The 25142-nt window shown below is 72.4% G+C and carries 21 protein-coding genes; 11 read left to right on the top strand and 10 right to left on the bottom strand.

Features of this window, described 5'->3' with window-relative positions:
- Positions 1 to 7: 7 nt before the first annotated feature.
- The 8 genes from RIN75_RS15435 to RIN75_RS15400 form a co-directional block, all read right to left on the bottom strand.
- A complete protein-coding gene (locus RIN75_RS15435; RefSeq protein WP_309112598.1) occupies positions 8 to 424 on the bottom strand; it encodes a nuclear transport factor 2 family protein in 417 nt (138 codons plus the stop codon).
- Between the two features lie 206 nt (positions 425 to 630).
- Positions 631 to 1380 carry an SDR family oxidoreductase gene (locus RIN75_RS15430; protein WP_309112597.1) on the bottom strand — a complete coding sequence of 250 codons (750 nt, stop codon included), beginning with the start codon at positions 1378 to 1380 and terminating at the stop codon, positions 631 to 633.
- Positions 1381 to 1479: 99 nt separating this feature from the next.
- The gene (locus RIN75_RS15425) at positions 1480 to 2916 is read right to left on the bottom strand and encodes an NAD(P)/FAD-dependent oxidoreductase (RefSeq protein WP_309112596.1); all 1437 of its coding nucleotides are present in this window, start codon (positions 2914 to 2916) and stop codon (positions 1480 to 1482) included.
- A gap of 104 nt (positions 2917 to 3020) precedes the next feature.
- Positions 3021 to 4193 (bottom strand): acyl-CoA dehydrogenase, encoded by a 1173-nt coding sequence (locus tag RIN75_RS15420; protein WP_309112595.1) that lies wholly within the window; start codon positions 4191 to 4193, stop codon positions 3021 to 3023.
- Positions 4190 to 5734, bottom strand: coding sequence for a GMC family oxidoreductase N-terminal domain-containing protein (locus RIN75_RS15415; protein WP_309112594.1), 1545 nt, complete (start codon positions 5732 to 5734; stop codon positions 4190 to 4192). Before RIN75_RS15415 ends, RIN75_RS15420 begins: the two co-directional genes overlap by 4 nt.
- Entirely contained in the window at positions 5734 to 6966 is a 1233-nt protein-coding gene (locus RIN75_RS15410; RefSeq protein WP_309112593.1) for a cytochrome P450, read from the bottom strand. The genes RIN75_RS15415 and RIN75_RS15410 overlap by 1 nt, the downstream gene beginning before the upstream one ends.
- Positions 6963 to 8537 carry an aminotransferase class III-fold pyridoxal phosphate-dependent enzyme gene (locus RIN75_RS15405; protein ID WP_309112592.1) on the bottom strand — a complete coding sequence of 525 codons (1575 nt, stop codon included), beginning with the start codon at positions 8535 to 8537 and terminating at the stop codon, positions 6963 to 6965. The genes RIN75_RS15410 and RIN75_RS15405 overlap by 4 nt, the downstream gene beginning before the upstream one ends.
- Before the next feature lie 191 nt (positions 8538 to 8728).
- On the bottom strand, positions 8729 to 11893 hold the full coding sequence (locus RIN75_RS15400; protein ID WP_309112591.1) for a BTAD domain-containing putative transcriptional regulator: 3165 nt from the start codon (positions 11891 to 11893) through the stop codon (positions 8729 to 8731).
- A gap of 192 nt (positions 11894 to 12085) precedes the next feature.
- Here RIN75_RS15400 and RIN75_RS15395 point away from each other — a divergent pair, with 192 nt between their 5' ends.
- The 4 genes from RIN75_RS15395 to RIN75_RS15380 all read left to right on the top strand — a co-directional run bounded on the left by RIN75_RS15395 (position 12086) and on the right by RIN75_RS15380 (position 18176).
- The gene (locus tag RIN75_RS15395) at positions 12086 to 12940 is read left to right on the top strand and encodes an NAD(P)-binding domain-containing protein (protein WP_309112590.1); all 855 of its coding nucleotides are present in this window, start codon (positions 12086 to 12088) and stop codon (positions 12938 to 12940) included.
- Between the two features lie 36 nt (positions 12941 to 12976).
- Entirely contained in the window at positions 12977 to 14476 is a 1500-nt protein-coding gene (locus RIN75_RS15390) for an MFS transporter (RefSeq protein WP_309112589.1), read from the top strand.
- Between the two features lie 90 nt (positions 14477 to 14566).
- The gene (locus RIN75_RS15385) at positions 14567 to 16705 is read left to right on the top strand and encodes a BTAD domain-containing putative transcriptional regulator (protein ID WP_309112588.1); all 2139 of its coding nucleotides are present in this window, start codon (positions 14567 to 14569) and stop codon (positions 16703 to 16705) included.
- A 715-nt stretch (positions 16706 to 17420) separates the two neighbouring features.
- Positions 17421 to 18176: a glycoside hydrolase family 16 protein gene (locus tag RIN75_RS15380; protein WP_309112587.1), complete on the top strand. Its 756-nt coding sequence runs from the start codon at positions 17421 to 17423 to the stop codon at positions 18174 to 18176.
- A 498-nt stretch (positions 18177 to 18674) separates the two neighbouring features.
- On the opposite strand, the gene RIN75_RS15375 is transcribed toward RIN75_RS15380, so the two are convergent.
- Positions 18675 to 19031, bottom strand: a complete 357-nt coding sequence (locus RIN75_RS15375; protein WP_309112586.1) for a hypothetical protein — start codon at positions 19029 to 19031, stop codon at positions 18675 to 18677.
- A gap of 17 nt (positions 19032 to 19048) precedes the next feature.
- On the opposite strand from RIN75_RS15375, the gene RIN75_RS15370 reads away from it, so the two are divergent.
- The 7 genes from RIN75_RS15370 (at position 19049) to RIN75_RS44100 (ending at position 24712) form a co-directional block, all read left to right on the top strand.
- The gene (locus RIN75_RS15370; protein WP_309112585.1) at positions 19049 to 19966 is read left to right on the top strand and encodes an NADP-dependent oxidoreductase; all 918 of its coding nucleotides are present in this window, start codon (positions 19049 to 19051) and stop codon (positions 19964 to 19966) included.
- Positions 19899 to 20414, top strand: coding sequence for a zinc-binding dehydrogenase (locus RIN75_RS44105; protein ID WP_375295966.1), 516 nt, complete (start codon positions 19899 to 19901; stop codon positions 20412 to 20414). Before RIN75_RS15370 ends, RIN75_RS44105 begins: the two co-directional genes overlap by 68 nt.
- Positions 20415 to 20458: 44 nt before the next feature.
- Complete coding sequence (locus tag RIN75_RS15360) at positions 20459 to 20650, top strand: hypothetical protein (RefSeq protein ID WP_309112583.1); 192 nt, start codon at positions 20459 to 20461, stop codon at positions 20648 to 20650.
- A 303-nt stretch (positions 20651 to 20953) separates the two neighbouring features.
- Positions 20954 to 23311 carry a xyloglucanase gene (locus RIN75_RS15355; protein ID WP_309112582.1) on the top strand — a complete coding sequence of 786 codons (2358 nt, stop codon included), beginning with the start codon at positions 20954 to 20956 and terminating at the stop codon, positions 23309 to 23311.
- Positions 23312 to 23375: 64 nt separating this feature from the next.
- Complete coding sequence (locus tag RIN75_RS15350; RefSeq protein ID WP_309112581.1) at positions 23376 to 23987, top strand: PHB depolymerase family esterase; 612 nt, start codon at positions 23376 to 23378, stop codon at positions 23985 to 23987.
- The gene (locus tag RIN75_RS15345) at positions 23984 to 24445 is read left to right on the top strand and encodes an RICIN domain-containing protein (protein ID WP_309112580.1); all 462 of its coding nucleotides are present in this window, start codon (positions 23984 to 23986) and stop codon (positions 24443 to 24445) included. The genes RIN75_RS15350 and RIN75_RS15345 overlap by 4 nt, the downstream gene beginning before the upstream one ends.
- A gap of 27 nt (positions 24446 to 24472) precedes the next feature.
- Entirely contained in the window at positions 24473 to 24712 is a 240-nt protein-coding gene (locus RIN75_RS44100) for an AbfB domain-containing protein (RefSeq protein WP_375295965.1), read from the top strand.
- 210 nt (positions 24713 to 24922) lie between these two features.
- On the opposite strand, the gene RIN75_RS15340 is transcribed toward RIN75_RS44100, so the two are convergent.
- Complete coding sequence (locus RIN75_RS15340) at positions 24923 to 25078, bottom strand: hypothetical protein (protein WP_309112579.1); 156 nt, start codon at positions 25076 to 25078, stop codon at positions 24923 to 24925.
- Positions 25079 to 25142: the final 64 nt, after the last annotated feature.

The following is a 25142-nucleotide window of genomic DNA, read 5'->3' as shown; positions in this document are numbered from 1 at the left end:
GTGCGGCTCAGCCCTGGATGTCCTCGACGCGGTCGGCGACCGGGCGGTCGACGGCCATCACCCACTTGCCGTCCTCGCCGCGGACCAGCACGTCCGTGCACTTGCCGAGGATGCGCTGCTTGCCGCCGTCGGGCTTGGTGATCTCCAGGTCGTAGTCCACGATGATCAACGACGTGTCGCCCGCCGTGTAGTTGGCCTTGACCTTGGACTTCAGCTTCGGCTTGGTGGCCAGCAGCGCGATGATGGCCTCCGTGCGGGCCTTGCCGGTCAGCGGTCCGCCGGACAGGTTGGAAATGGAGTCGTCCCGGTAGAGGCTGTCGAAGATGGCGCCCTGGCCGGAGTTGAACGCGGCCAGGAAGACCTCGTTCTGGGTATCGGGGTCGTCGGTCAGGTCCAAGTTCTGCAAGTCGATCTGCGCGGTCATGGGCGATTCCTTTCCTGCAGTGCGGCAAATGCCCGGCACCGACGTTATCGGCCCGTTCCCGCGACCTGCCCATCGCGGAATAACCGGCCGCTCATCGGCCGATCCGGGAAAAGCGGTGAGCGGTCCGTGAGCGCGGGCCGGGGCCGGGAAGCGCGAAAGGCCCGGCCGCCGGCGAAGGGCGACCGGGCCTGACTGCCCTGCGCGGGTTACGCCGACACGACCGTCAGACCGCCGTCGGCCACCAGTTCCTGACCGGTGGTGAAGGTGGCCTCGAAGCCGAGGTACAGCACCGCCGCCGCGATCTCCTCCGGCGTGCCGTGCCGCTTCATCGGGGTGATCTGGTCACCCAGCTCGGAGAACTCCTGGCGCTCCTGCGCCGAGGCGTCGACGCCCATGCTCGGGGTGTCGATGAAGCCGGGGCTCACCGCGTTGACCCGGATGCCGCGGCCCACCAGCTCGGCCGCGAACACCTGCGCGAACGACCGCACGGCCGACTTCGCGCCCGCGTAGACGCTCATCCCGGCGGTGCCGCCGACGTTCGCGATGGACGTGGTGTACACGATCGCGCCGCCGTCCCGCACCAGCGGTGCCAGGACCTGCGTGGTGAAGAACGCGCCCTTGGTGTTGACCGCGAACGTCCGGTCGTAGGTCTCCTCGGTCACCGCCTCCAGGGGCTCCAGCTTGGCGTAGCCCGCGTTGACGTGCAGCAGGTCGATCCGACCCAGCTTCTCCTCGACGGCCTCGCCGACCGCGCGGATGTCGCCGAGGTCGCTCACGTCGCAGCTGACGACGTGCGCCCGCTCGCCCAGTTCCTGACGCGCCGCCTCCAGGTTCTTGCCGTCGCGCCCGGTGATCAGGACCTCGGCCCCACCAGCCAGCAGCGCCTTCGCCACGGCGAGGCCCATGCCGTGCGTGCCCCCGGAGATGACTGCTTTCTTACCGGCATACCGGCTCACGAGATTCCCTCTTTCCTGTTCTTCAACTCACGACCCGCACCGCGGTGGGGATCATCACCGACGGTAGCGAGCGGTCCTCTCCATCGGCTCTCGGCGCGCTCACGCCGCCTGGAGGAGGTCGAGAGCCTGCCGCGCGGCACGCATGCCGCTCTCGATCGCGCCGTCGACGTACGCGCCGTTCCAGCCGGAGGCGATGTCGCCGGTGGCGAAGGCCAGCCGCCCGTGCGGCTGCTGGATGGTGGGCAGGTGGACGAGCTGGTTCGGGCCGCGCATGCCCCAGGCGCCCAGGGAGTACCGGTCGCGGCCCCACGGCCCGTACGCGTGCTCCAGCAGTTTGGTGCCCGGCGCGATGCGCCGGATCGCCGCCTCCACCGCGGCCCGGTCGGTGATGTCGAGCGCCGGGTCCTCGGCGAAGCCGACGGACAGGACGTCGCCGTTGGCGAGCACCCGCTGCGGCAGCAGCAGCGACACCGGGTCGCCGGGCCTGCCGGTCGCGTAGACGCGGCCGTTGTCGCCCGTGGTGCGGAACCAGAACTTGACCACGTTCGGCACGCCGAGCCCGAAGCGGGAGGCGGCCGTGTGCACGGCGGGCAGGCCGGCGGTGAACCGCAGCGTGCGCCACACGTTCGCCGGGACGGCCACGATGACCGCGCGGGCGGACAGCACCCGGCCGTCCCGGGTGGTCACGTCGACCTGGCGGCCGTTGTCCGAGATCGTCGTCACCGGGGTGTTCAGGCGCAGGTCCGGTGCGGCGTCGGCGAGGATCCGCTGCAGCAGGCCGATCATGCCGCCCTGCGGGCGGGTCGCGACCTGGGCGTCCCAGCCGGCGTGGGTGTGGCCGCCGAGCGCCCACCACTGCGCCATGCTGGTCAGGCCGCGGGTGCGGCTGTCGCCGCCGGAGTAGGAGTCGGTGACGCCCTGCAGCCACAGGCGGTCCTGTGTGGACAGACCGAGCTGGTCGAGCCGGGCGGCCAGGGACAGCTTGTCCACCCCGGTCACGAGGTCGCGGGCGTACAGCGGCTCGTACGGGCGCGGGAAGTAGTCCCGCGTGCCGTCGAACAGCTTGGCCAGCAGCGTGCCGAGGTGGTCGTTGGCGGAGAGGAAGTCGAACGCCCTCGGGCCTTCGGCGGCCGGGTAGTACGCCACGTCGGGGAAGGAGTCCGGGTCGCTGATCAGGGGGATGTTGTACCGGCGGAGCTCGGCGGCGGCCAGGGGCTGGCTCTCGGCCAGCCACTGGCCGCCCAGCTCGACCTGCTCGCCCGCGAACGTGGTGGTCCACGTGCGACCGCCGATGCGGTCACGGGCCTCCAGCACCACGGCGCGCACGCCCTGCGCGCGCAGGGCGCGGGCCGCGGTGATGCCGGCGAAACCGGCGCCGATCACGATCACGTCGTTGAGGGAGGTCGACGTCGAGGCGGAGGCGGCGCCGGTCCGGGCGGCGGCTCCGGCCGCCGCCGCGATGCCGCCGACGCCCAGCGCCTTCAGCAGTGTGCGACGGCCAACAGCGCCCTGTCGGGGAGGGTTCGGCTCGGTCATCTCATCTCGTTCTTCTCAGTCCGCGGCGGCGGAGCACTGGCAAGGGGCGGTGGACGCGGTCGGGGTGCGTCCGGTGGGTCGTGCCGGGCACGGTCAGGCGCGCGTCACAGGAACGGGGTGTCGGGGTCGAGCCCGAGCAGCACGCGGCCCTGCACTTCGAGGTTGGTGGTGTTCAACAGCAGCGCGTGCTGCGCGAAGCCCTCGATGTCGCGGAAGAACCGCTGCATCGGCACGGACTTCTGCAGCACCGACGCGCCGCTCGCGCCGTAGAGGATCTCGACGGCTTCCTTCGCCAGCTGGATGGCGAACGCCGCCTCGCCGCGCAGCACGGCCCGCTCCTCGGCGGTCAACGTGCCGCCCTCGTCGGCGCGGCCCTGGAGCAGCTGCCACCAGCCCCGGGCCAGGCCCTCGGCCGCGGCGATCTTGTTGGCCGCGGTGGCGACCTGGACCTGGGTCAGCGGGTGCTGCCGCTGGTCGGTCCACGACGTGTAGGTGATGGGACGGCCCGGGACGCGCTGCAGGAACAGGTCCATCGCGCCGCGCGCGATGCCGACGCAGGCCGCCGCGCACTCGGTGAAGACCACCGGGAACAGGCCGTAGCGGCGCTCCGGCGCGAGGTGCTCGCGACCGGGGGTGCTGTCCATCAGGGCCTGCTCGAACGTCACGACGCGGTGCTCGGGCACGAACACGTCCTCGAGCGTGGACGAGGCGCTGCCGGTGCCGGCGGCGGCGAAGGTGTCCCAGTCGTCGGCGATGGTGAACTCGCTCATCGGCACGATGGCGATCGCCTCTTCCTCGGTGCCGTCCGGGCGGTGCAGGATCGCGGCGGCCATGTTCCAGTCCGCGCCGCGGCAGCCGGAGTTGAACCGCCAGGTGCCGCTGAGGGTGTAGCCGCCCTCGGTGGGCGTGAGCGTGCCGGACGGGGTGAAGCCGCCGGAGATCCGCGTGGACGGGCCGTCGGCCCAGATCTCGTCCTGCGCCTTGTCCGGGTAGAGCGTGGCGATCCAGGCGTTGGACACCCACACCATGGCGACCCAGCCGGTGGAGCCGCAGCCCGAGGCGACTTCCTTGATGATCTCGGCGGCCTCGGCGAGCGGCAGGTCCAGGCCGCCGTAGCGGCGGGGCGACACGGCGCGCAGCACGCCGGTCTTCTCCAGCAGGTGGACGTTCTCGTCCACGATCCAGCGGTTGTCCTCCGAGGCCCGGCCGTTCTCGCGCAGCGTGGGCACGATCTCCCCCACGGCCTCGAGCACGGCGGTGAACTCGCTCGTCGTCATTGCTCCTCCTTGATCAGTTCGGCGCCGCGTTCGCCGACGGCGACGGCGTGGGCGTGGGTGTGACCGCGGGGCACGTGCGGGATCACCGACGCGTCGACCACCCGGAGCCCGGCCACGCCCCGAACCCTCAGCCGCGGGTCGACGACGGAGTCCTCCGCCGTGCCCATGCGGCAGGTGCCGACGGGGTGGAACACGGTCTCGGCGTGCTCGCGGACGAACGCGCCGAGCGCTTCGTCGTCGCCGGGCCACGGCGTGAGCGGGCCGTCGAGCAGCGGCTCGAGCACCCGCGCGTCGGCGACCTTGCGGGCGAACCGCACGCCTTCGAGGAACGCGGTCAGGTCGCGCGGGTCGGTGAGGTAGCCGGGGTCGATCCGCGGCGGCGTGGCGGGGTTCGCGTCGACCAGGTCGATCCGGCCGCGGCTGCGCGGTTGCAGCAGCACCACGCCGAGGGTGCGACCGGCCAGCGGCGCGCCGTCGGCGTCGAACGCCGCCGGCACCCAGATCAGCTCCAGGTCGGGCGGGCCGTCCCCGCCGTCGGCGCGCAAGAACGCGACCGCCTCGGCCAGGTTGGAGCTGAACGGGCCGGTGCGGTCGGTGTCGTACTGCCGCCGGGCGTCCGGTCCGAGGTCGGTGAACCGGGTGCCGCCCTTGGCCCGCAGCACGAAGTCGACCACGAGGTGGTCGTGCAGGCCCTGGCCGACGCCCGGCAGCGCGACCTCGGGCTCGACGCCGGCCGCGGCGAGCCGGTCGGGGTCGCCGATCCCGGACAGCATGAGCAGGTGCGGCGACCCGATCGCGCCCGCGCTGACCACGACCTCGCGGCGTGCGGTGAGGACGCCGTCGGCCAGTCGGACGCCGGTCGCCCGGCCGTCCCGCAGCACGACCCCGTGCACCTGCGCGTTGGTGAGCACGGTCAGGTTGGGCCGGTCGGCCGCCGGGCGCAGGTAGGCGTCGGCGGTGCTCCACCGTCGCCCCTCGCGCTGGGTGAGCGGGGTGAGGGCGGCGCCCGAGTCGGGCGAGCCGCCCAGGCCGCCGTCGATGGGCCCCAGGCCCGCTTCGGCGCAGGCTTCCACGAACGCCGCCGAGCTGGGGTCGGGGTCGCGCGGCGGTGAGATCCACAGCGGTCCGTCCACGCCGTGCGTGCGGCCCGCGTCCGGCTCTCCCGCCCAGCGCTCGACGCGCCGGAAGTACGGCCCGAACGCCTCCTTCCCCCACAGCGGGCCGGCGGCCCACGTGTCGAGGTCGTCGGCGTGGCCGGGCACCCACATCTGGAAGTTGATCGTGGACGAGCCGCCGAGGCCGCGTCCGCGCGGCCACGTGACGGACCTCCCGGCCAGCCCCGGCTGCGGCGTGGTGGCGAGGTTCCAGTCCAGGTCGGTGCCGAACAGCTCCGGCGTGGCCAACGGGACCCGCACGTTCGGGTCGTCGTCGGGTCCGCCCGCCTCGACGAGGGCGACGGTGGTGCCGGGGTCCTCGGACAGGCGGGCCGCCACCACGCAACCCGCCGAGCCCGCGCCGACCACGACGTAGTCGAAGTCCATCAGCCCAACCTCACCGGCAGGCTCGCGTGCCCGTTGGAGATGAAGGACCCGAGGGGCTTCAGCTCCGTCGCGGGCACGGCCAGCTCCACCCGCGGGAACCGCGCGAACAGGGCCGGGAGCCCGATCCCGGCCTCCAGCCTGGCCAGCGGCGCACCGAGGCAGTGGTGGGCGCCGTGCCCGAACGCCACGTGCTCGCGACGGGTCGGGCGGTCCGGGTCGAACCGGTGCGCGTCCGGCCCGTGCACCTTCCGGTCCCGGCCGGCCGCGGCGAACGCGATCATGATCGGCTCGCCCCGGCGGATGGTGACGTCGTCGAGTTCGATGTCCTCCACCGCGTACCGCATGGGCAGGTTGGTGAACGGGGCCTCCAGCCGCAGCGACTCCTCGATCACGTCCTCCCACGGCAGCGTCCCGGCGGTGACGCGGGCGCGCTGCTCGGGGTGGGTCAGCAGCAGGGCGATGGTCTGGTCGAGCAGGTTCACCGTGGTCTCGTGGCCCGCGGTGAACATCAGCAGGACGGTGTCGACCAGCTCGATCTCGCTGAGCCCGTCGCCGTCCTCCGCGCGGGCCTGGATCAGGCCGGTGGTGACGTCGTCGCCGGGCCGCCGCCGCTTGATCTCCACCAGCTCGCGCAGCAGCCGGTACAACTCGTTGTTGTTGTGCTGCGCCTGCTCGGCCGTGACCGCGGTGTCCATGATCGCGTGGACGTGGTGGAGCAGGTCGTCGCGGATCTCGCCGGGGATGCCGAGCAGCTCGGAGATCACCTCGACCGGCAGCGGGTGGGCGAACTCCGCGCGCAGGTCCACCACCTCGCCCGCCGGGTGCGCGGCGAGGCGGTCCAGCAGCCCGGTGGTGATCGCCTCGACCCGGGGGCGCATCGCCGCGGTGCGGCGGGCGGTGAACGCCTTGGCCACCAGCTTGCGCAGCCGGGTGTGCTCCTGGCCGTACGCGGTGATCATGTTGCGGTCGGCCACCCACACCGCCAGCGGCCAGGTCTTCGCCAGCTCGCTCTCACCGTTGCCCCAGGCAGGCCAGTGGCGGTAGGTGTCGCGGGACACCCGCCGGTCGGTGAGCAGCTGCTTGACCAGCTCCAGGTCGGTCACCAACCAGACGAGCACGCCGTCGGGCAGCTCGACCTCGACGGCCCGGCCGAGGGCGCGCAGCCGCTCGGCCTCGCCGTGGATGTCGCGGCCCTCGACGTCGATGACCGGCGGGGTGAGCCGGCTCGTCACGACGAGGTCCCGGTGCGGGCGAGCGCGTCGGAGTCCTGGGCGCGCACGATCCGGGCCACGTCGCGCAGCGCTTCGGCGAACCGGTCGATCTCCTCGTCGGTGATGTGGATCGAGGGCTCGAACCGCAGCGTGTCGGGGCTGCTGGCGGTGGAGAAGATGCGGATCTGCTTCTCGTGCAGCAGGTAGCCCGCGACGGCGAACGCGAACACGTGGTGCTCGGCCCACTCGCGGAAGACCTCGTTGCCGGAGTTCTCCTGGCCGTGGAACTGGATGCCGAGCATCAAGCCGCGGCCGCGGACCTCCTTGAAGACGTCCGGGAACTCGGCGGCCACCGCCTCCATCGCGGCCTTGGCCTTGGCGCCGCGCTCGGCGGCCTGCCGGTAGGCGGCGCCGTCGTCGGCCTCCAGCAGCTCCAGCAGCTTGAGCGCGATCCGGCTGGAGAAGCCGTCCTTGCCGAAGGTGGACGTGTGCAGCAGCTCGAAGTCCTGCCGGTAGCGGGACTCGCGGACCAGCACGACACCGGTCTTGGCGATGCCGCCGCCCAGCGCCTTGGCCAGGATGATGTAGTCGGGGACCAGCCCGCAGTGCGCCGAGGCGAAGAACGTGCCGGAGCGGCCCATGCCGCTCTGGATCTCGTCGGCCACCAGCGGGATGCCGGTCGCGTCGCACACCTCGCGCAGCGCCCGCACGGTCTCGGCGGACAGCGGCTTGATGCCCGCCTCACCCATGATCGGCTCGGCGAAGAACGCGCCGAACACCGGGAAGTCCTGCTCGGCCAGGTGCACCGCGCCGTCGCGGACCACGACATCCAGCAGCGCGACCCGCTCCTCCTCCACGATCTTCGCGGCCAGCTCGACCTGGTCGGACGGCACGAACCGGGCCTGCGCGGCCAGCGCCCGGAACGGGGTGCGGAAGTCGGAGTTGTAGGTGAGCTGGATGCTGCTGACCAGCTTGCCGTGGAAGCCGCCCTCCAGGGCCAGGAACAGCGGCTGCCGGAGCGAGGTCTCGGTGTTGCGCCGGCGCACCTCGGCGGCCAGCGCCTCGAACGAGTCGACACCGAGCGCCCGGAGCGCGTCCTGGGCCACCGGGGTGCCGCCGCGAACGGCCTCGGCCGCTTTCTCCAGGTTGCCGTCGATGGTTTCCAGCAGCTCGGTGATCCGCATGCCGCGGTCCATCTCGGCGTGCTTGATCGCGATCTCGACCGCTTCGGCGCCGGAGTTGCCGAACAGGCCGTAGAACTTCTCGTCGGTGCCGAGTTCGCGGCGAATGATCCGGTTCAGCGCGGCGGCCACGTCGATGCCGAAGGAGTACCCGGAGAACTGCGCGTGCACCGCCACCCGCTCGTCGAGCAACCGCTTGGCGTGCTCGACGATGTGCGGGTTGTTGTGCCCGAGGATCAACGAGCCGAAGCCGGAGGCCAGGTCGAGGACGCCGATCTCGCGGCCCTCGCCGTCGACGTGGTACAGCGTGTTGCCCTCGGCTCGGACGTACTTCACGGCCAGCCCGAACCCGTCCAGCATCCCGATGAGGTGGGAGTCCGCGAATTCGGGCGCACCAGGAGAAAGGCTCATGACGTCCTCGACTTCCGTTCGGCGTTCGGCAGGAAATCGCGCGCCGGGATCGGCGCGCTCGGTTGCCAGATATATCCCACCAGCCGGCGGACCGTGGTCATCGCCGGTTCACGGGGCGGCCAGGGAATAGCCGATGAGCGTCCGATTACCGGGAAGTGGAAATTGAACCCGCGGTACCGGAAAGGTAGCCGCTAGGCGTTCGGGCACACCAGGGCGTGCGCCGTGACGGGGTCGAGCGCGCGGCCGTGCGCGTGATGGGCCGCGAACTCGTCGCCGAGCACCGCGCGCACCGCCGCCTCTATCCGGTGCACGTCGCCGCGCTCGGCAGCGGGCAGCGGCGCGCCGGCCGCCTCGCGCGCCGAGGTGGCCGCGCCGAGCAGGACGGCCGCGTCCTCGTGCCGGCCCGCCACCGCCAGAGCGCCCGCCAAGCCTTCCAGCGCCAACGCCATCGAACGCGGGTCGCCGGTGGTCTTCGCCACCGCGTACCCCTCCTGGTGCAGCGCCAACGCGCCCGCCGCGTCACCGCGCTGCTCGGCCACGAACCCCAGCTCGGCCAGGATCAGCGCCTCACCGACGTCGCCGTCCAGTTGGCGGCACCAGTCCAGCCAGCGCCGCAGGTGCGCCTCGGCCGCGTCCAGCCGGCCCTCCCTGCGCGCGCCCAGCCCCAGCCCCACCTCGGCGAACTGCTCGCCGAAGGTGAAGCTCTGCTCGGCGGCCAGCCGCATAGCGCGCTCGTGCAGCTCGCGTGCCTGCGCGTAGTCGCCCATGAGCAGCGCGATCCGGGCCAGGCCGGACAGCTTGGTCGACACCTCCGACCACAGTCCCAGCGTCTCGGCGATGCGCAGGCCCTCCCGGTGCACGCGCACCGCGTGGTCGTAGTCGCCGCGCACCTCGGCCAACGACGCCAGCGCGTCACCGGCCTGCAACTGGCCCCAGCCGTCGCCGACGTCGCGGAACAGCGCGGCGCTCTCCTCGCCGTACTGCTGGGTCGTGCTCAGGTCGCCGCGCAGCACGGCCTGGGTCGCCAACGCGGCCAGCGCCGCCGCCGTGCCCCACCGGTCGTCCAGCGCGCGGAACTCGCTCAACGCCCGGTCGATGCGCTTCTCGCTGCTGTCCTGGTCGCCGTACCCGATGCGGGCGAACCCGAGGAACCAGCGCGCCGTGGCCCGGCCCAGCGGGTCGGCGATCTCGTCGGCCAACTCGTCGTAGTTCTCCAGCGGGTAGGTCGACTCGCCCGCGCGCAGGCTGAACCCCGCCTGCCAGGCCAGCGCCTTCGCCCGTTCCGACGGGTCGGAGGGCCCTTCGACGGCCAGCGCCGCCGCGAACGCCCGCGTGGCCTCGCCGAGCCTGCCGCGCAGGAACCAGTACCACGCCAGCGCGTTGACCGTGCGCAGCGCGAGGTCGGCGCGGCCCTGGTGGGCCGCCGTGTCCAGGGCGACCCGGAGGTTGGCCGCCTCCACGTCGGCCAGCTCGAGCCACCGGCGCTGGTCGGGGCCGCGCAGGTGCCCCATCACCCGCACGGCGAAGTCGGCGTGGTAGGCGGCGTGCCTGGCCCGCACCCGGTCGCTCTCCCCCGCCTCGCGCAGCCGCTCGGCGCAGTAGGCGGCCACCGACTCGGGGAGCCGGTACCGGCGCGTGCCCGCCACGTCCGAGGCGCTCACCAGGCTGCGGTCCACCAGCCTGGCCGCCAGGTCCAGCACCTCGTCCTGCCCCACGCCGTCGCCCGCGCACACCTCCTCGGCCGCGGTCAACGGGCAGCCGCCGCTGAACACCGACAGCCGGCGCAGCACCACGCGTTCCCGGTCCGACAGCAGCTCCCAGCTCCAGTCGATCGCCGCGCGCAGGGTCTGCTGCCGCGTCGGCGCGCCCCGCCTGCCCACGGTCAGCAGGGTGAAGCGGTCCCGCAAGCGGGCCGCGACCTCGTGCACGCCCAACGCGCGCACCCTCGTCGCGGCCAGCTCCAACGCGAACGGGATGCCGTCCAGCCTCCGGCAGATCGCGTGCACGGCGTCCACAGTGGACTCGTCCAGCACGAAATCCGGCGCCGCCGCGGTCGCGCGCGCCACGAACAGCTCCACCGCCGTCGACTCGCCGTCGCCGTCGGGCAGCGTCAGCGGCGGCACGGTCCACACCCGCTCGCCCGCGATGCCCAGCGGCTCCTGGCTGGTGGCCAGGACGCGCACGCCGGGCGCGGCCATCAGCAGCATCTCGGCCACGTCCGCGACCCGCTCGACCACGTGCTCGCAGTTGTCCAGCACCAGCAGCAACTGCTTGGTGCGCAAGGCGTCGGCCAACCGCGTGGCCAGCGCGATCGGCGGCCCCGCGCCGGTCACCTCGTCCCGCACGCCCAGCACGGTCGCGACGACCTCCAGCACGCCGTCCGGCGACTCCAGCGCGGCCAGCTCGACCAGCCACACGCCGTCCGGGTGGAGGTCGGCGACCTCGGCCGCGGCGGCCAACGCCAGCCTGGTCTTGCCGACGCCGCCGATGCCGTTGAGCGTCACCAGCCTGCTCGCGTCCAGCAGCGCCCGGACCTGGCCGATCGCCGCGTCCCGGCCGATCAGCGGCGTCATCTGCGCGGGCAGGTTGGTCAGCGGGCGGGCGGCGGTCGTGATCGGGGACGGCATGGGCGTGAGCCGCAGGTCGCGCTCCAGGATCTTCTGGCGCAGCGAGACCAGCTCGGCGCTCGGCTCCAGCCCCAGTTCCTCCGCCAGCACCGACCGCAGCGCGTCGAAGCTCGCCAGCGCCTCGCTCTGCCTGCCCGCCGCGTAGAGGGCGCGCATGTGCGCGGCACGCAGCCGTTCGCGCAGGGGGTGGCGGGCGAGCAGGTCACCCAGCTCGCCGACCAGCAGCCCGTGTTCTCCGAGGCCGAGCATCACCTCCGCCCGGTCCTCCAGGGCGGTGAGCCGCAGCTCCTCCAGCCTCGCCACGACCGGCCGGGCGAACTCGGCGTCGGCGAAGTCCGCCAGCGCCGGGCCCCGCCACTGCGCCAGGGCGTCGCCCAGCAGCGCCGCCCGCGCCCGCAGGTCGGTGGTCTCGTGCGAGGCGGCCAGCAGCGCGGCGAACCGGCGCGCGTCCACCGCGTCGGCGGGCACGTCCAGCAGGTAGCCCGGCGAGCGGGACACCACCAGCTCGCCCGCGCCCGGCTCGGCGTCCTCCAGCGAGCGGCGCAGCTGCCAGACCTTGGTGTGCAGGGCGCCGGCCACGTTGCTCGGCGGCGAGTCGCCCCACAGCTCGTCGGCCAAGCGGTCGGCCGACACCGCTTCGCCGTCGTGCGCCAGCAGGCACGCCAGCAGGGTGCGCGCCTTCACCCCCGGGACGGTGACGACGCGGTCGTCCTCCGTCCAGACGGTCAAGGGCCCCAGGATGCCGAAGCGCACAAAGACACCATAACGGGGCCCGATCACCGTCACGGGTAACGGAGAGCGTGCCCACGACCACCCCCGAGAGGCCCGAGAGGTCTCCGAGAGGGGATCGGGAGGGGTCCGCGAGAGGGTGTCGACGTCACGACGAGGAGGGCGGAGATGACGGCGGGCGACCGTTCGCCTGTGACGGTGATCGGCCTCGGGCCGATGGGTTCGGCGCTCACCCGGGCGTTCGTGGCCGCGGGTCACCGGACGACGGTCTGGCACCGCTTCCACCAGCGTCCCGACCAGCCGGCGGCCAACGGCGCGATCCGCGCCGCAACGCTGGTGGAGGCGGTGTCGGCGAGTCCGTTGGTGGTCGTCCGCGTGGTCGACCACCGCGCGATGCGGGAGATCGTCAACTCGCTGGGCGACACCACCGGCCGGGTGGTCGTGAACCTCACGGCGGGCACCGCGGAAGAGGCCCGCGACACCGCTTCCTGGGCGGCATCGCGGGGCGTCGGTTACCTCGACGGCGCGATCCTCACGACCGCCGAAGAGCTGGGTGCGGACACCACGCTGACGTTCTACGGAGGTCCGAAGGCGCTGTACCAGGAGCACGAGCCGACGCTGGCGGCGCTGGGCGGCACCTGCACGTACCTGGGCGACGACGTCGGTCTGCCCGCGCTGTACGAGATGGCGTTGCTCGGCGTGATGTGGAGCGCGTGGGCAGGTCTGCTGCACGGCCTCTCGCTGGTGTCGACCGAGCGCTCGGCCGCCACCGACTTCCTGCCGCACGCCACGCGGTGGCTGCAGCGGGTCGTCGGATCGGTGCCGGAGCTGACCGCCGGCGTGGACCGGGGCGAGTACCCCGGCACGACGCTCGGCCACGAGGCAGTGGTGATCGAGCGCCTGTTCGCCGCGAGCCGGGCCGGCGGCGTCGACGACGGCCTGCCGGGCTTCCTGCTGGCCCGGGTGGAGCAGGCGATCCGCCGGGGCCACGCGGGTGACGGGTTCGCGAGCCTGATCGAGGTGCTGCGCGACCCGCACTCCGACTGAGCACGCTCACTTGCCTTGAGCTGGAAGGGGAAGGACATGGAACGCACCGAACGAGCCGGGGCCAGGGAATGGCTCGGGCTCGCCGTGCTCGCGTTGCCGACCTTGCTGTTGTCGGTGGACGCGACGGTGCTCTACCTGGCTTTGCCGCACCTGGGGGCGGACCTGCGCCCCAGCGCCACGGAGACCCTGTGGATCATCGACGTGTACGGGTTCATGATCGCGGGCTTCCTGATCACGATGGGCACGCTCGGCGACCGGATCGGCCGCCGGAAGCTGCTCGTGATCGGCGCGCTCGCGTTCGGCGCGGCGTCGGTGGCCGCCGCCTACGCGACCGACCCGGCGATGCTGATCGGCGCTCGGGCCCTGCTCGGCATCGCGGGCGCGACTTTGATGCCCTCGACGCTGGCGCTGATCAGCAACATGTTCCACGACCCCGGCCAGCGGGGTCTCGCGATCGGCGTGTGGGCGGCGTGCTTCTCGGCGGGCGTGGCCGCGGGTCCGCTGATCGGCGGCGCGCTGCTGGAGCTGTTCTGGTGGGGCTCGGTGTTCCTGCTCGCCGTGCCGGTGATGGCGGTGCTGCTGGTGACCGCGCCGATCCTGCTGCCCGAGTCGCGCGACCCGGAGCCGGGCAGGCTCGACCTGCTCAGCGTGGTGCTGTCGCTGGCGGCGATCCTGCCGGTGATCTACGGGCTCAAGGTCGTCGCGGCGGACGGCGTCGGGCTGGGCGCGATCGCGGCGGTCGTCGTCGGCCTGGTGTTCGCCGCGGTGTTCGTGCGGCGGCAGAAGTCGCTGCCGGACCCGTTGCTGGACGTGCGGTTGTTCGCGCGGCCCGCGTTCCTGGGCGCGTTGCTCGCCCTGCTCGTGGGTCTGGCGGTCGTCGGCGTGGTGTACCTGTTCGTGACGCAGTACCTGCAGCTGGTCGCGGGCCACTCGCCGCTGGTCGCGGGGCTGTGGCTGCTGCCCTCGGCGGTGGCGATGATCGTGGCGTCGATGGCGGCGCCCGCGCTGGCCAAGCGGGTCGCGCCGGGCAGGCTCGTCGCGGCGGCGTTGGCGGTGTCGGCGGTGGGGTACCTGCTGCTGGCGTTCGTGGACGGTCCCGGCGGCCTCGCGCTGGTGGTGACCGGGCTCGTCGTGGTGTACCTGGGCATCGGGCCGATGATGGCGCTGGGCACCGACCTGGTGGTGGGCGCCGCGCCCGCCGAGCGGGCCGGGTCCGCGGCGGCGATGTCGGAGACGAGCATGGAGTTCGGCCTGGCGCTCGGTGTCGCGGTGCTGGGCAGCGTGGGCACCGCGGTGTACCGGTCCGAGCTGCCCGAGGGCATGCCCGCCGACGCGGTGGAGTCGGCGGCCGGCGCGCTGGCCGTGGGCGGCGCGGACGTGGTCGAGGCGGCCCGGTCGGCGTTCACCTCCGGGTTGAACGTCGTCGGCGTGATCAGCGCGGTGGCGACGGTGGTCGTCGCGGTGGTGACGGCGGTGCTGGTGCGCCCCGCCCCGGCGTCCGACCAGGAGCCCGCGGCGGAGAAGAGCAACGCCTGACGTTTCGCTCGGCAAGACCGCGTCGGACGCGGTGGCCGGGGCGGGCACACCTGTTCCGGCCGGTGGCGACAAAAACTGGGGGAACAAGACATGGAGTTCGGATTACTGGGTCCGCTGGAAGTGCTGCACGACGGGCGGCCGGTCTCGCTCGGCGGCATCAAGCAGCGCGCCACGCTCGGTTTCCTGCTGCTCAAGGCGAACCAGGTGGTGCCGACCAGCCAGTTGCTGTGCGCGCTGTGGCCGGGTGAGGACCCTCCCGCGTCGGCGCGGAAGATGCTGCAGAACGCGGTGTGGAGCCTGCGGGCCGCACTGTCGTCGAGCGACGGGCCGGGCGCGCCCCGGCTGTCCACCCAAGCGCCCGGGTACGTGCTGCGGGTGGACCCGGCACGGGTGGACCTGTTCCGGTTCCACGAGCTCGCCGAACGGGGCCGGGCCGAGCAGGGCAGGCCCGAGGTCGCGGCGACCGTGCTGCGGGAGGCGTTGGCCACGTGGCGCGGCGCGGCGTTGGCCGACCTCGTGGAGAGCGGCATCTGCTGGCCCGAGCTGACCGTCGTGGAGAACGCCCGGCTCGACGCGATGGAGGACTACTTCGACGCGGAGCTGGCGTGCGGCAGGCACCAGTCGGTGCTGGGCGAGTTGGAGGCGGTGGTCGAGGCGGAACGGCTGCGGGAGCGCTCGTGCGGCCAGCTGATGCTGGCGCTGTACCGGTGCGGGCGGCACGCGGACGCGCTCGCCGTCTACAGCAGGCTGCGCACGGCTCTGGTGGAGGACCTGGGCCTGGAGCCGGGGCCTGCGTTGCAGAAGTTGCAGCACGCCATCCTCACGCACGACCCGTCGCTGGCGCTGCCCGCCGAACGGGAGCGTGCCGTGGTGCGGCACCTGCGGCCGGTGGAGCCGATCCCGGCGCCCAGGACGTCGTCGGGCGCGCGACGGCGGCGGCTGACCGTGGCGGTGGTGCGGGTGCGGCTGCGCTGCGGGTTCACCGACGCCGATCCCGCGGTGGTGGACCACGCGCTCGCCGCGGCGACCGCGATGGTGCGGTCGGGCATCGAGGAGCTGGGCGGCACGGTGGCCACGTCCATCGGCTCGGCGTCGTTGGCGGTGTTCGGCGGGCCGTACGCGCAGGGCGACGACGAGGCGCGGGCGGTGCGGGCGGCGTTGGCGTTGCGGGACTGCTTCGCCGACGGGATGAGCCGTGACCTCGCCGTGCACATCGCCGTGGCGACCGGTGAGGCGCTGGTGCTGACCGAGCCGGACGCCCCGCCGACGGTGAACGGCGCGTTGGTCGACCACTGCCACCAGGTGCTGTCGTCGGTGCCGGAGGGCGCGGTGTGGATCTGCCGGCGGACCCGGGAGCTGACCGGCACGGCGTTCCACGGCACGGAGGCGGCGGACGGCGCGTGGGAGATCACGGGCGCTCGCGGGCACGCCGACGAGCACGACAGCGAGCTGGCCGTGGTGCGCGGCCTGCTGGACCGGACCCTGCGTCGCGAGACGCCGCACCTGGTGACGGTGCTGGGTGAGCCGGACGGGTTCCTGGACCGTTTCGCCGGCGCGGTGGACGGCGCGCGGGTGCTGGAGGGCCGGGTCGTGGACGGCGAGCCGCTGGGCGCGGTGGCCGACGTGCTGCGCGGGTACTGCGGGGTGCGGCCGGAGGACGGGCTCGACGCGGTGCGGGCGAGGCTGTCGTCGGCCGTGTGCGCGGCCGGTCGGGCCGAGGCGGACGTGCTGGCGACCCGGCTGCTGCCGCTGTTCGACCCGGCGTTGCCGGACACCGGGGTGCTGACGGCGTGGCGGCGGTTCGTGGAGCTGGTCGCCCACGACCACCCGCTGGTGGTCGTGCTGCGCGACGTGCACCTGGCCGGCGAGGAGGTCCTCGACGCGGTGGAGTCCCTGGCGGACTCGGACAACCCCGTGCCGCTGCTGGTGGTCGTGTCGGCCTGCCCGTCACTGCTGGCCCGGCGGCCGAGCTGGGGCGGCGGCAAACCGCACGCGGCGTCCATCACCCTGGACCCGCCGCGTGACGGGACGGTCGACCGACTGCGCCGGGTGATGCTGTCCACCGCGGACAACAGCCCTTTCGGCCCCGATGACACCGTTCCCGGCGACCCCGACCCGTGGCCGAAGCGCCAGCCCGAGATCACCACCCTGGCCCTGCGGCGTCCCGACCGACGTGCCACGCACGTCATGGCCCTGGCGGGGCTGCCGGCAGGCGCGAACGGCGCCTGACCGGCCCGGACCGGCCGCGCCGGCACCGGCGCGCCGGTCCACCCCGGGGTCGGGTCGTCGATCCCGACGAGCCCCTCCACGCCGGGACGCCGCCGTGCCAGGCATCCTGGGACGGACGAGCAGGACGAGACGTCCCACTTCAACCGGTCGGTCATCCACCTGGAAGCCGCCCAGGGCATCGAACGGGTCCGCGAACTCGCCGCGGAGGGCACCCCGTGCACCCACCTGCGGTCGGTGTGGTTCTTCGCCGGTGTCCTGCTGCTGCCCGTACCGCTGCAAGCGGTCCTGATCGCCGCGAGTTCCACCCACGAGTGGTTCAGGGCCTTTCCGTCGCCGCGCGGTGGCGCACCGCAAGGTCTTCTCCGCCTGCACGGTGCTGCCGGCCACGGCTGCCGCGACGCTGGTGCCGGCCGCGTTCTACCCCGGTGTGGACCCCGGCCGGCCCTTGGTCACCGCGCTGGGCCACCCGCCGACTCACCATCGCCACCCCCTACCCCCTTCTCGTCGCGGCCGTCCGCGCCGCCGGGCGACACCGTCACGCCGCCAATGCGTAAAGCACCCTGGAAGTTACGAGACGATGTCGATCGGTTGTCCCGGGGTTGACAGCGCGAGCCGCCGATCACAACTGTGGGAGCGCTCCCATGTCTAGCTCCCACAACCCCCCGCCCACGGTGTACCGCCGCCGGAAGTCGCCTCCAGAAACCGGAGCAGCCACATGAAACGCCTCATCCGAACGCTCGTCCTCACCGCGACGATGGCCCTCGCCGCCGCCCACCTCTCCCCCACCGCCCACGCCGCCATCGGCGGCAGCTTCGTCGACCACTTCAACGGGTTCGACACCAACCGCTGGCACAAGGCCGACGGCTGGAGCAACGGCGGCATGTTCAACGTCGGCTGGCGCGCGGACCACGTCTGGACCAACGGCGGCGTCACGGGCATCAACCTGGACAAGGCCACGTGCCCCGGCGGCTGTTCCGGCAAGCCCTACGCCTCCGGCGAGTTCCGGTCCAACGACCTGTACTCGTACGGCCGGTTCGAGGTGCGGATGATGGCCGTCAAACGCCCCGGCACGGTGACGTCCTTCTTCACCTACACCGGACCGAGCGACAACCAGCCCTGGGACGAGATCGACATCGAGATCCTCGGCAAGAACACCACCCAGATGCAGACCAACTACTTCACCAACGGCGTCGGCGGACACGAAACGATCATCAACCTCGGGTTCGACGCCGCCGCCGGCTACCACACCTACGCCATCGAGTGGTGGAACAGGGGCACGATCAACTGGTTCGTCGACGGCCGCCTCGTCCACCAGGAGAACGGCTCACGCGGCCCGCTCCCCACCCGCCCGCAGCGCATCATGGCGAACCTCTGGCCCGGCATCGGCGTCGACAACTGGCTCGGCCCCTTCGTGTACCCCGGCACACCCCTGACCGCCCGGTACGACTCGGTCAGCTACACGAAGTACTGAGTTCGGGGTCTGCCACCCCGAACTCAGCGCCGGCCGACAGCCGTCCCGAGCCACCCAAGAAACCAGCAGCAGAGCCACATCGTCTGGAGGCGCTGTCCGGGGCCGACCGCCGCCGCCCCGGACAGCGCCTTCAGGCCATCGTGCGCAGTACCGCCCACCGTCGTGCGCGGGATGCTGTGACTGATCATGATGCTGGTGGGTTTGAGTTGTCGAGGGCGGCGAGCCGAGTGCGGAGCTCGGCGGCCCCGGCGAGTGGAGCCGGTCCAGGACGGCGAGTGCCCTGTGCCCACGATGCGCGGGCTTGGCCTGGCCAGCCGGTCTTGTGTCGAGCGTTGCCAAGTGCCCGGTGGGTCATGGTCTTCATCAATGTGTGCCCGGGACCGGCGCGCCCGAGGGCCGGTGGCGACGTCGACCCCGTTCACCGACATCGCCCCGGACGTCGCGGTCGTGCCGATCAGCGACGTGCCGCCCGTACCCCGCCTGCGGTTGTCCAGCCCTTCACCAGGACGGGTCACCGCCACCGTGGCAGCGTCCGGAGTGGACACTGCGTGGCTGCGTTTGCCAGCCGGCCCCGCCGAAGCCCACATCGTCGAAGTCGTCGGCATGCTGTGGGCTTGTTTCCGGCGCGGCGGTCGACGCCCGGTCCAGGCGGGCCAGTTCGGCGGCGCGGCCGGTGAACCACCGCGGCGGCGCGGGCAACTGCCGGGGCACCGGCACCCCCGCCTTCGCCGGTGTCCCGCCGCCGATCGCAGGCTGGGTCGGGGCGATCGCCGGCGAGGTCGGGGCCGGGGCGGGGTCGGTGTCGAGGATGCGCCCGTGCAGGTCCCGCAACGCGGCGCCCGGGTCCGTGCCCATCGTTCATCACGGGGCCGTTGACCGGTCCCGGCGACGGACAGGTCCTCGTCGAGAACGTCTACCTGTCCGTCGACCCGTACATGCGGGAGTTGATGGACTGCGGCGGCTGGGAACGGGGATTCGGGCTCGAAGGCCGCGCGCTGGGGCGGGTGGTCGAGTCGAGGGCGACCGCTCTCCCGGTGGGGACCGTCGTGTTCCACCGGCACGGCTGGTGCACGCACGCCGTGCTGTCCGAAGCCGACGTCCGGGTGGTCGCACCGGTGGACGGCGTCCCGCTCAGCGCTTTCCTCGGCATCCTCGGCGGAACCGGGCTGACCGCGTACGTCGGTCTCACCCGCATCGCCCGGTTGCAGCCCGGCGAGGACCTGTTCGTGTCGGCGGCGGCCGGTGCCGTCGGCGGTGCGGCGGGACAGATCGCGCGCCTGCTGCACGCGGGCCGGATCGTCGGCAGCGCGGGGTCGGCGGCCAAGGTCGAACACCTGACCACGCGGCTCGGCTTCGACGCCGCCTTCGACCGCCACGACGGCCCGATCCAGACGTCGCTCGCGAAAGCCGCGCCGGAGGGCATCGACGTGTACCTCGACAACGTCGGAGGGGACCACCTCGCGGCGGCCATCGCCGTGCTGCGCGATCACGGGAGGATCGCCTGGTGCGGTGCGGTCGCTCAGTACAACAACCTCGACGACCCGCCCGCGGCGCCGCACAACCTCTTCGACGTCGTCGGGAAGAGCATCCGGCTGGAAGGCTTCCTCGTGCGCGACCACGCGGACGCGCACGAGGAGTTCGAGCAGTTCCTGATCCCGCACGTGCGCAACGGCAGGATCGCGGTCGAGGAGACCGCGGCCGACGGCTTCGACACCATCGTCGATGCCTTCCTCGGCATGCTGCGCGGCGAGAACACCGGCAAGGCACTCGTCCGCGCCACACCGGAATGACCGCCGCGCGGTGTCCGGTGGGTGCGGGTCATCGGAACACGAGTTCGGTGAGGACGGCCGCCGCCGCCTCGTCGGCGGGGAGGAACGCCTCCAGCTCGCACTGCAGTTCGCCAAGCTCCTCGGTGCCAGGGTGATCGCCACGACGGGCCGCGCGGACAAGGAGCAACGCCTTCGCGATCTCGGCGCCGACGACGTGGTCAACGCGGCAGCCGCTGAGCACCGGGATGACCGAGGACGCGCCGGCCGAGAGCGGCCACGCCGATTTCGAAGCGCTTCGATCCCGGCCGGATCCCGGCCCCGTCAAGGGACCGCGCGACCACAACTGAGATGCCCAATGCCTCCCCTCGGTCACGTTGTCGAATACCGGATCGAACTCGCCGCAGACCTTGTGCAACCCGCCGAAGTGGCCCTAACCTCCGTCATCGAAGCGCTTCGATTGCCGGGTTGACGCATCACGTGCGAAGCGGAGTGTCACGAGGGAGTGACGACGTCATGCCGACCTCACACTCCGGCCCGAGCCGGACAACGTTCCTCTGGGTCCGGGCGATCGACGATCCCCAGTGGTTCGGGGCGCGGATGTACGGGGTGGTGCCGGACAAGCCGGACGAGCCTGTCGCGGCGCACGGTCCCGCGGCCCTCCGCATCGCGGGAGAGCGGTGGTGGCCCGCCGCCGCATCACCGTAAGCAGGGACCGCTGCCCCGGTCCGGCCGCCGTCGCCGCGTCTCCAGGGCGGGATCACGTTCCGGCACAAGGTGCGGCGGGCTCATCCCCCGGCCCTGATGACGCTGCCCGTCACCATCCCGCTGGCGGTGTTCGCGTGCATCCCGATCGCCGCCAACGCGATCGCGCTCAGCGCGGCGCCCCGGGGCGGTTGCGCATCGCCGGCGTCACTGAGGCGGACCCATTCATCCACGCGACGTCCGCGTGCCACGCGAGTCGAAGACCAGCCCGCCGCACCTCTCGTACCCATCGCAAAGGAGAACGTCATGCGACGACGCACGTTCACCGCCTCGCTCGGCGCGGCCGTGGTCGCGGTCGCGGTCGGCGCCCTGCCCGTCCCGGCTGTCGCCAGGCCCGGCCGGCCGGGCAAGGACGCCTACACCTGGAGGAACGCCGTCGTCAACGGCGGTGGCTTCGTGCCCGGCATCATCTTCAACGAGACCGAGCCGGACCTGATCTACGCCCGCACCGACGTCGGCGGCTGCTACCGGTGGCAGAAGGACTCCCAGACCTGGAAACAGCTGCTCGACTGGGTCGGCCGCGACAAGTGGGGCTACTACTACGTGGTCTCCATGGCCACCGACCCGGTCGAGACCAACCGCGTCTACGCCGCGGTCGGCGCCTACACCACCGACTGGGACCCGAACAACGGCGCGGTCCTGTACTCCGACGACTACGGCGAGACCTGGGGTGTCGCCGAGCTGCCGTTCAAGCAGGGCGGCAACATGCCCGGCCGCGGCATGGGCGAGCGGCTGGCCGTCAACCCGGCCGACAACGCCCAGGTCTACCTGGGCACGCCCGGCGGGAACGGGCTGTGGCGCTCCACCGACCACGGCCGCACCTGGGCCGCGGTCGAGAACTTCCCCAACCCCGGCAACTTCGTCGTCGATCCCACCAACGACTACCTCGCCGACAACCAGGGCGTGATCTGGATCGACTTCGACCGGACCGGCGGCCGGATCTACGTGGGCGTGGCCGACCCGGACGACCCGCTGTACGTGTCCCAGGACGGCGGCGCGACCTGGCAGCCCGTCCCCGGAGCGGCCGCGGCGCTCGGCGAGGTCGACGGCAACCGCACCATCCCCAAGCAGTCCGCGATGGACGACGCGAACGGCTACCTGTACATCATCACCAGCCACGACCCCGGTCCGTACAACGGCGCGCCCGCGTCGGGCAACGGCGGCAAGATCCAGCGGCTGTCGACCCGGACCGGCGAGTGGACCGACGTCACCCCCACCTACAACCCGAGAGGCGTGATCCCCGGCTTCGGCGCGGTGACCGTCGACCGCCGCAACCCGGGCACGGTCATGGCGTCCACGTGCAACAACTGGTACCCCGACGAGATCCTCTACCGTTCCACCGACTCCGGGCAGACCTGGCAGCTCAGCTGGGACTACGCCGAGGGGACCGACCGCACCGACCGCTTCGTCATGGACAGCACCGACGCCCCCTGGCTGTCGTGGAACGGCACCGACCAGGGGCCGGCGTACGCGGTCAAGCACGGGTGGATGATCGAGGCCCTGGCGATCGACCCGCACGACTCCGACCGCGTCCTGTGGGGCACCGGCGCCATGATCTGGGGCACCGAGGAGCTGACGCGGTGGGATGCCCAGGGCGAGCTGATCGGCCGGAACGAGGCCGGCGAGCGGATCGCCCTGCCCGTCGAGCGGTTCACGGTCGGCGTGCGGGCCCACGGCGTCGAAGAGACCTGGGTGCGCGACATCGCCGCCCTCGGCGGCACCCTCGTCTCCGCCATGGCCGACGTCAGCGGCTTCGTCCACACCGACCTCGACCGGGCCGAGCGGATGATCCGCTCCGGCTGGGCCGGCACCAGTCTCGACTACGCCCAGTACGACCCGGACGTCATCGTCGGCAGCGGCGAAGTCGACGCGGCCGTGGACACGCACGTCATCGTCTCCACCGACCGCGGGAAGACCTGGAAGCCCGCCGCGCGCCTCGAAGGCGTCCCGGGCGGCGGTTCCGGCGTCGTCGCGATCACCGCCGACGCCGCCGCGATCCTGTGGTCCCCCACCAACACCGGCGTCACCCCGGTCTACAGCACCGACCTGGGTCAGACCTGGCACCCGGTCCGGGGACTCCCGGCAGGGGCCAGGATCCGGTCCGACCGCGTCAACCCGGCAACCCTGTACGCCTTCTCCGGCGGCACGTTCTACCGCAGCACCGACGCGGGCGCGACGTTCACCGACACCGGAGCGACCGGCCTGCCCCCCGAAGGCGTCGACGACTTCCGGGTCGTCCCCGGCCGCAAGGGCCACATCTGGCTCGCCGGCCGCAGCGACAAGGCGGGTGTCGCGACCGGCTTGTGGCGATCCAAGGACGGCGGCGCGACCTGGAAGCGCATCAGCGCGATCGACTCGGCGATCGGCGTCGGCTTCGGCAAGGCCGCCCCGCGGTCCGGCTACCCGGCGATCTACACCTCGGCCACGGTCGCGGGCCAGGACGGCATCTTCCGCTCCACCGACGGCGGCACCACCTGGACCCGCATCAACGACGACCAACACCAGTGGGCCTTCGCCGGGTCCGCCATCACCGGCGACCCGCACATCTACGGCCGCGTCTACCTGTCCGCACGCGGCGTGATCTACGGCGACATCGCCGACTGACCAAGCAGGCGAGCCTCGGAACCCGTCTGTCCCACGCTCCCCCTGACGACGAAGGAAGGAGCCCATGTCCACCGTCACCCGATTGCGCCGCAGCGCGACAGCGGTCGTCGCGATCGCGCTCGTGCCGGCCTCCGCGCTGATGGTCTTCCCGGCCGCCAAGGAGGCGCAGGCCGCCCAGCTCCGGCAGATCGCGAACTTCGGGAACAACCCCGGCGACCTCGAGATGTACCTGTACGTGCCCGACAACGTCCCCGCGAACCCGGCGATCGTGGTCGCCAACCACTGGTGCACCGGGTCCGCGACCGACATGTACAACGGCACCCGGTTCGACGAACTGGCGAACCAGTACGGCTACATCGTCATCTACCCGTCGGTCACCCGCAGCAGCAAGTGCTTCGACGTCGCCTCGCCGGCCTCGCTCAGCGGCACCGGCGGCGACTCCGTCAGCATCAAGTCGATGGTCGACCACACGCTCGCCAACGTCGGCGGCGACCGGAACCGGGTCTACGCCACCGGCATCTCCTCCGGCGCGATGATGACCAAAAGATCGACCAGTGGACCAACGTCAACGCCACCGACCAGACACCGGAGTCCACCGACCACCCGCAGTCGAACTGGACCCGCACCCGCTACGGCGGCACCGGCGGCCAGGCCCCGGTCGAGGCGATCAGCATGAGCGGCACCGACCACGGCCTGCCGCACCAGCCCGCCGAGACACTCCGCTTCTTCGGCCTGACCGCGTCCACCGGCGGCCCCACCGCGATCGTCGGCGCAGCGTCGAACCGCTGCATCGACATCCCGAACTCCTCGACCACCAACGGGACGCAGGCGCACCTGTGGGACTGCCACGGCGGCTCCAACCAGCTGTTCACCCGCACCTCGGCAGGAGAGCTGAAGGTCAACGGGAAGTGCCTCGACGCCGAGGGCTGGGGTTCGGCCAACGGCACCCGAGCGGTCATCCGGGACTGCTCGGGCGGCGCGAACCAGCGCTGGACCGTGACCGCGAACGGCTCCATCACCAACGTCCACAACGGACTCTGCCTGGACGCGACGGGCGCCGCCACCACCAACGGCACCCGGATCATCCTCTGGACCTGCAGCGGCACCTCAAACCAACGGTGGACGTTCACCTAGCCCCGATCCCCGAGCACCCGGTCCGAGGTGCCTGAACTCCCCTCCAGGCACCTCGGACCGGGTTCTGCGAGCCGTGGGGCACCAGGTCCGGTCCGCAGGGCCCCAGCCTCAACGGCCCGTACACGATCGGGAAGACGGGTCGCGTACGAGTCCCACAACTACCCGGACCGCTACATCAGGCACCGCACCCTCGAACTGTGGACCGACCTGACCACCAACACCGCCCCGATCCACAACGACTCCCCCTTCGCCGCCGTCGCACCCTGACAGCGGGCGCGGGCCTCGAAAGGAGCGCATCAGCGGGCATCACGGGCGCTCCTGGCGGTCGTGCGGCAGATCGCGCGAGCGCGATCCGACAGCACTGCTGAACTCGGCAAATCCGGCCGCCTTCGGACTCCCGGATGCAAGCAACCCGAACCGAGTCGGTCGCCGTTCCCGCCGCCCACCTCCGCGGCGGCCTGTCGGTGCTCGTGCGGGTCACCAGGGCGTGCGGGCGACGAACGCGGGGCGCAGGTCGGCCGGGACGGGGTCGTAGTAGTGGTGGAACACGGGGTGGCCGAGCCGGACATCGGCGGGACCGTCCAAGTCCCTCCAAACCTCGACGACGGCACCGCCACCCTGAACGATGATCATTACCAAAAGCAAGCCCCTGCGAAGAGGAGTCCGCGTGGTGCAGGACGCCGCCCCGGCCGCGACA

Source organism: Saccharothrix sp. (assembly GCF_031180885.1).
In the GTDB taxonomy this organism is placed as follows: domain Bacteria; phylum Actinomycetota; class Actinomycetes; order Mycobacteriales; family Pseudonocardiaceae; genus Actinosynnema.
The sequence above is the reverse complement of the archived record's forward strand: the minus strand, read 5'-3'. Positions and strand labels throughout refer to the sequence as shown.